At 69.7% G+C, this 5,328-nt stretch carries 6 protein-coding genes; 2 read left to right on the top strand and 4 right to left on the bottom strand.

Annotated elements, in window-relative coordinates; translation table 11 throughout:
• The 3 genes from I55_RS39610 to I55_RS30485 form a co-directional block, all read right to left on the bottom strand.
• Window positions 1-616: SDR family NAD(P)-dependent oxidoreductase (locus tag I55_RS39610; protein ID WP_376739215.1), on the bottom strand; the 616-nt coding region annotated here is incomplete at its 3' end.
• A gap of 18 nt (window positions 617-634) precedes the next feature.
• On the bottom strand, window positions 635-1,492 hold the full coding sequence (locus tag I55_RS30480; RefSeq protein ID WP_044564486.1) for a phytanoyl-CoA dioxygenase family protein: 858 nt from the start codon (window positions 1,490-1,492) through the stop codon (window positions 635-637).
• A gap of 2 nt (window positions 1,493-1,494) precedes the next feature.
• A complete protein-coding gene (locus I55_RS30485; protein WP_049974658.1) occupies window positions 1,495-2,313 on the bottom strand; it encodes a D-glutamate cyclase family protein in 819 nt (272 codons plus the stop codon).
• Between the two features lie 143 nt (window positions 2,314-2,456).
• On the opposite strand from I55_RS30485, the gene I55_RS30490 reads away from it, so the two are divergent.
• The gene (locus I55_RS30490; RefSeq protein WP_044564487.1) at window positions 2,457-3,176 is read left to right on the top strand and encodes an SDR family NAD(P)-dependent oxidoreductase; all 720 of its coding nucleotides are present in this window, start codon (window positions 2,457-2,459) and stop codon (window positions 3,174-3,176) included.
• Between the two features lie 2 nt (window positions 3,177-3,178).
• Here I55_RS30490 and I55_RS30495 read toward each other — a convergent pair whose 3' ends face one another.
• Window positions 3,179-4,384 (bottom strand): MFS transporter, encoded by a 1,206-nt coding sequence (locus I55_RS30495; protein WP_044564488.1) that lies wholly within the window; start codon window positions 4,382-4,384, stop codon window positions 3,179-3,181.
• 226 nt (window positions 4,385-4,610) lie between these two features.
• Between I55_RS30495 and I55_RS30500 the strand changes: the two genes are divergently transcribed.
• Window positions 4,611-5,328 (top strand): lipase family protein (locus I55_RS30500; RefSeq protein WP_213083529.1); only part of this gene is annotated, 718 nt, incomplete at its 3' end.

Consider the following 5,328-nt stretch of genomic DNA (forward strand, 5'->3'; position numbering starts at 1 on the left):
TCGTCTGGGAGCGGCGCGCGTGAACCTGCCGGAAGGCGGCCACGCGCTGGCCATGTCCGTCTATCCGGTGGAGGGCGTGGGATCGGACAAGTGGAACCGGTCGACGGAATATCTGAAGGCCTCCATCGAGCACTTCTCCGCGCAGTGGTTCCCCTATCCCTGGCCGGTGGCGGTGAACCTGGGGGTTGCCGCCGATGTTGACGATGCGCCCGCCCTTGGCCGCCCGCATGACGGGCAGCAGGCGTGACAGCACGATGAAGGGCGCCCGCAGGTTGGTGGCGATGACATTGTCGAAGTCCGCCACGCTGAATTCACCGATGGGCGGAGACAGTGGCCCGGTGGTGCCGGCGGCATTGACCACAACATCCACCCGGCCGCCCGACCATCCCAGAAAGTCAGTCAGCGCCTGATCCAGCGCCGCGGCGTCGCGCACGTCCACCGTCAGGACCAGGACGTCGGCCCCCTGCCCCCGCAGTTGGCCGGCCAGTTCCTCCAGCGCTTCCGTCCGGCGGCCGGTGATGGCCACGTCATGGCCGGCGGCCCCCAGCGCCAGGGCGATCTCACTGCCGGTGCCCGCACTGGCGCCCGTGACCAGGGCCACGGGCCGTTCACGCATCGTCCCTTGGGCGCCCACTTACATCGCCTCCGCGAAATAGCGGCGGTTGGATTCCGCCTGGATCTTGTAGATGGAGCTGCCGGCGCGGGACGGAAACGGCAGCTTCACGTGGTTCTGTTCGAACCGCACCTCACTGCTGGACGGGCCGGCGACGATGCGGCTGTCGTACTCCTCCCAATCCACCTTGTAGAACAGGGGGAAGGCGTCGGTGGCGGCGTATTCGTAGAACAGGATGCGGCGCGACTTGCCCGAGCGGTTGACGCTGGACCCGTGCAGGGTCATGGGGTGGTGGAAGCTGACGGTGCCCGGCGGGCCGGCCAGCAAGGCGGCCTTGTCCAGCGCGATCTGGCTCACGTCCACGGCGCCGGCGAAATAGCCTTCCTCGTCATGGTGGTCCAGCAGCGGCCCCTTGTGGCTGCCGGGGATGACCTGCATGGCGCCGTTCTCGGCCGAGGCGCCGTCCAACATGATGGAGGCGACACAGGTGGACATGTTGGTATGGGGGGCGAAGGCCCAGTCCTGATGCCATTCCAACGCGGCGCCGCCGTTGGCCGCCTTCATGTTCATCTTGGTGTGATTCAGCCGGATGTTGGTCCCGATCAATCGGTTCAGCACGTCCAGGATCTTGGGATGGCCGGCCAGGCGGGCGTAGAACGGATCGATGCGATTCGGCTTCTTGATGCGCTGGATGGTGCGCTTGCCGCTGGCATCCTGGTCGAAATCGAACCAGGCGTCGTCGGCGATGCTGTCGGCCGCGCGCGCCTCGATCCGGGCGGTCAGTTCCAGCAGCTCATCCAGGATGGGGCCGGCCAGCAGGCCGGGCGCGACGGCGTAGCCGTGGGCGTCGTAATGAGAGACGATTTCGTCGACGTTCATCCTCAATCTTCCTTCGGCAAAGGCAGGTCGGTGACGACCATGTGCGCCTTGTAGTGCGTGATGCAAAGCGGCAGGCGGGCGGCGTGGGCGGCGATCTGCCCGGTGGCGCCGCAGGCCCAGAAAACCGGAACCTCATCGGGGTTCAGCCGGGTCAGCCCGTGGCCGCCATAGCTCTGTTCCAAATCCTCAATGCCCAGATCGCCGGGCAGGCCCAAGGATACCGGCGCGCCGTGAAAGGCGGGATAGCGTGCCGACAGGATGGTGGCCTTGATGGCGTCGGCCGGGCGCAGGGCCCGCATGGACACCACCAGCTTGCCCCCGAAGGGGCCAACGGGGGTCGTGTCGCGATCGGTCACGTACATGGCCGAGACGTTGCCCTCATCCAGGTGGCGCAGGCGGACGCCGTGGCGCTGCAAGAGCGCCTCGAACGAAAAGGAACAGCCCAGGACGAAGGCGACCAGGTCGTCGCGCCAGGCGGCGCTGGCGTCGGCCGGCGTGTCCACCAGCTCCCCGTCGCGGAAGATCATGTAGCCGCCGGTGTCGCGGGCGATATCCATGTCCCGCGCCAGGAACGGGATGGTCCGTTCCCCCGGCGCGCTGCGGCCCAGGATGGGCAGCGCCTGGGCGTTGGCGCGGCAGTAGGCCTCGAACGCGTCGGCATACTCCGCCGGCACGGCCACCAGGTTGCCCTGCACCACGGTGCGCGCCACCAGGTTGGTGAAGCCGGTGAAGCGGCGTTCCCGTATGGCCCGGCGCACGGACACCGGGTCGGCGGGGTCGAACGCGCCGGACACGCCGGCCGTCGCCTCAGGATGTGACATCAAGTTCATGCCGCCGATCATATCCAGCGCGGGTGTTGCCGGGAGTTGCTATTTTTTGCCCCGGCCGTTGCCGAAGCGGGCCTGGGTTTCCGCCAGGAGCGGGGTATGGGTGGTAGGGCACCATCACCAGCGGGAAACGGACCATGGCGCGCATCCTGATCATCGGCAGTTCGGCCGGCCTGGGGCGGACGGTGGCGGACGGGTGCAAGGCCAATGGCGACTGGGTCGCCATGGCGGACGGCGCCGCCGACGCCACCGGCCCGTGGGACCTCCATATCCCGGTGAATCCGGCGGATCATGACGCCCCTGCCCGCGCCGTGGAAGCCGTCCGGGCCGACCAGGGGGCATTGGACGCCGTGGTCGTCGCCGCCTCGCTGGTGCAGGCGGCCCCGGTGGGCCAATGGACGGCGGCGATGTGGGATGAGGCGGCGGCCGTCAACCTGCGCCTGCCCTTCCTGGCGGCGCAGGCGGCCCTGGACCTGCTGGGCGCCTCCCCCCGTGCGGGCATCGTCTTCATCTCTTCCACCGCCACGCTGCGCGGGCAGCCGCATACCCATGCCTACCAGGCGACCAAGGCGGGGCTGGCAGGGCTGGTCCGCAGCCTGGCGGCGGAGCTGGGTCCCAGGGGCATCCGGGTCAATGTGGCCCTGGTCGGCTGGGTGGACACGCCGCAGACCCGGGCGTTCTGGTCGGCGCAGGACGACGCCGACGCGGGGCGCCAGGAGGTGGACGGCCGCATCCCCTTGCGCCGCCATGGCCAGGCGGAGGAAGCGGCGTCCCTGATCCGCTATCTCATCTCCCCCGCCGCATCCTACATCACCGGGGCGATGATCCCGGTGGACGGTGGCGACACGGCTGTTTGAGTTTAGGAAGCTGAAACGGCCGAAGCCGACCGGCGCGCGCCCACTATGCCGGGCAGGGCCGCCAGGGCCACCACCAGGCCAGCCAGGGCGATGCCGACATAAACACCCCAGGCCGATGACGCGAAGTAGAGGGTGGGCGTCAGGAACGACGCCAGGGAGACAAACTGGTTGATGGTGCCGGCCACCGTGCCGCCCCCCAGCGCCTGGCCGGCGACCAGCGGCATGGCGGCCATGCACACACCCGACAGGGCGCCGAAGGTGAACAGCCAGCCCATCAGCCCCACCACCGCCAGCGGCAAGGGGCTGCCGGGGAAGAACAGCAGGAACTGCGCCGCCATCCCCACGCCCACCATGATGGTGAACAGGGTGCGGGGCGGGAAGTCGCGGGCGAGCAAGGTGCCGGTCACGGTGCCCCCCAGCAGCACGGCCGCGATCTTGGCCACCGCCACGATACTGGCGGAGGCCGCCAGGGACACGCCGTGCACCTTGGCCAGGTACGTCGCCGCCACCAGGCTGGTGCCGTAGGAGATCATGCTGGGCAGGGCGGCGCTGACCGCCAGTTGCAGCACGTCCCGGCGCCGCAGGGCCGCGAACAGACGGCCGACCTGTTCCCGCACCGGCACACCCTCGGCCTTGCGCGGCGGCACCTGCGGCAGGATCAGCGTGCCAGCACAGCACACCAGCATGAAGGCGCCGTGCAGCGCCGGCGCCACACGCCAGTCGGCTGCGGTCGTGAACGGCGCCGCGACCAGCAGGCCCAGGGAGAAGCCGACGGGGGCATAGGTCGACCACAGGGCCATGCCCTTGGTGCGGATGGCGCCATCCAGGCTGCCCATCAGCATGGCGGCGCCACCGTTCAGCACGCCGACATAGCCGATGCCGGCCAACAACACGCCGACGTCCAGCAGCCAGACGTCCCGGGCCAGGAAGACCACGGCGTCGGCCAAGGCCAGCACCGGCGCGGCCAGCACCAGGGCCCGGCGCGGGCCGATGCGGTCGACGATGCCGCCACCCACCATGGCCATGATGGCGGCCGGCAGGGAGAACAACGCGATGGTCAGGCCAATGGCGGCGGCGGGGGCGTGCAGGTCGGCCGTGATGCGCACCGCCAGCGGCGACAGGATGCCGACCAGCGACATGGCGCCCAGGCCGATGCCATACACCACCAGGATGGTCAGCCACCCGCCCCGCTTCACCGCTGTCGCCATGATCGTGCCGCTCTCCCACTTGGATCCTCAGACGCCTAACTGTGAGGGGCTGGCGCATCCCAAACAAGCCGGGTGCGGGATTAACACCGGGCCGTTCACAAAAACCGCATGACACGGGCGTTGTCGCCTGGGCAACGGCCCATGGTAAAAACGGACACGGGGGGAAAGGGTGGCGCGGCCCTAGGCTGTGACGATCCATCACGACGACAAAATGATCGGACGGCGTATGTTCAGGATTTCCAAGCGCGCGCTTCTGTACTTTTCCCTGGCGCTGCTGTCGGGCACCACCCTGGCGCGGGCCGCGACGAATGGCGCCCCCAATATCGATGGCGACGGCGGCGTCTCGGCCTTTTACCGCTGGGACGCGGCGATCACGCAGCCAGGCCTGCCCCTGCGGGAGGAGACGTTCCCGGCAACGCTGTCGCGGCCCAAGACGGCCGGGACGGCGCTGCGCATCCTTTACACCGCCACCAGCGGCGTGGGGCGTGGCCTGGTGCCGGTGTCCGGCATCGTTTACCTCCCCGCCGGCACGCCACCCCAGGGCGGCTGGCCCATCCTGGCCTGGGCCCACGGCACCACCGGTTTCGCCGACGTCTGCGCCCCCTCCTGGCGGGGCCAGCCGGCGCGGGACGTGGCCTATCTGCAGCGCTGGATGGAGGCCGGCTTCGCCGTCGTCGCCACCGACTATGAGGGGCTGGGGACCAAGGGCGTCCACCCCTACCTGCTATGGAAGTCCGAGGGCCGGTCCATCCTGGACGCCGTGCGTGCGGCCCTGAAGGCCAAGCCCGGGGTGCTGCGCAACCAGGTGGTCATCGCCGGGCAGTCGCAGGGCTCCGGCGCCGCCCTGGGGGCGACATACCTGGCGCCCGACTACGCGCCGGACCTGCGTGTCCTGGGCACCGTCGCCACCGGCCTGGTGGTCACTTCGCCGGCCCCCAGGGCGA

Source organism: Azospirillum sp. B4 (assembly GCF_000333275.1).
GTDB lineage: Bacteria > Pseudomonadota > Alphaproteobacteria > Azospirillales > Azospirillaceae > Nitrospirillum.

Bases quoted from the DNA above. Each gene is read 5' to 3' on its own strand.
- I55_RS30480 (WP_044564486.1), bottom strand. From the start codon at position 1,492: ATGAACGTCGACGAAATCGTCTCTCATTACGACGCCCACGGCTACGCC.
- I55_RS30485 (WP_049974658.1), bottom strand. From the start codon at position 2,313: ATGTCACATCCTGAGGCGACGGCCGGCGTGTCCGGCGCGTTCGACCCC.
- I55_RS30490 (WP_044564487.1), top strand. From the start codon at position 2,457: ATGGCGCGCATCCTGATCATCGGCAGTTCGGCCGGCCTGGGGCGGACG.
- I55_RS30495 (WP_044564488.1), bottom strand. From the start codon at position 4,384: ATGGCGACAGCGGTGAAGCGGGGCGGGTGGCTGACCATCCTGGTGGTG.